Origin of the sequence: Nocardia amikacinitolerans NBRC 108937 (assembly GCF_001612615.1) — a bacterium.
GTDB classification, from domain to species: Bacteria; Actinomycetota; Actinomycetes; order Mycobacteriales; family Mycobacteriaceae; genus Nocardia; species Nocardia amikacinitolerans.
This window is the reverse complement of sequence record NZ_BDAU01000095.1, coordinates 1-835: the sequence shown is the minus strand read 5'-3', so window position 1 is coordinate 835 and position 835 is coordinate 1. Positions and strand designations below refer to the sequence as shown.

The window sequence follows — 835 nt, the reverse complement described above, 5'->3', positions numbered from 1 at the left end:
GTCGAGCTACCGCACCGACCTGATGGGCGACTGGGTGCGCGGGGTCAACCAGCTGCGCGCCATGCTCGCCTCGATCTTCCCCGCGCTGGAGGCCGCGTTCGACTACTCGACGCGCTCGCCACTGATCCTGGTCGCCGGACTGTGCACCCCGGCCGAGATCCGCGACGCCGGAATCGACGGTGTCACAACACATCTCACCGAGAACGGAGCCTGGCGCAAAGGCATCGACGCGATGGCGGCCCAAGCGGTCGCTGCGGCCAGGACCCAGGACATCGCCGTGCCGGGCGAGGCCACCACCGCAATGCTGATCAAGCGGTTGGCGGTCAAACTGCTCGATCTGGATCGCGAGATCAAAGACCTCGACAAGCAGATCACCACCCGCTTCCGCGAACACCCGCAGGCGGCGATCATCGAGTCGCTGCCCGGCATGGGCCCGCATCTGGGCACCGAGTTCCTCGTGAACACCGGCGGCGACGCCGTGGCCGAGTTCACCACCCCGGGCCGGCTGGCCTCCTACGCCGGACTCGTGCCCGTGCCACGCGACTCCGGCCGGATCAGCGGCAACCTGCACCGACCCAAACGCTACAACCGGCGGCTGCGGCGCGTGTTCTTCATGGCCGCCCTGTCCTCGATCAAGGCCGAGGGACCGTCGCGGACGTTCTATCAGCGCAAACGCGCCGAGCGGCTCATTCATACCCAGGCGCTCCTAGCGTTGGCCCGGCGCCTGGTCGACGTGCTGTGGGCCCTGCTGCGCGACAACCGGCCCTTCGATCCCAAGCCCCCGAGCGTCAACGGGGTCCCGATCGCGGCTTGACATCGTCATTGAGATTCCTTC

General features: G+C 67.9%; 1 protein-coding gene. It reads left to right on the top strand.

The window, feature by feature from the left end; all coding sequences use genetic code 11:
* Window positions 1-814 (top strand): transposase (locus NAM01S_RS33610; RefSeq protein ID WP_067793402.1); only part of this gene is annotated, 814 nt, incomplete at its 5' end.
* Window positions 815-835: the final 21 nt, after the last annotated feature.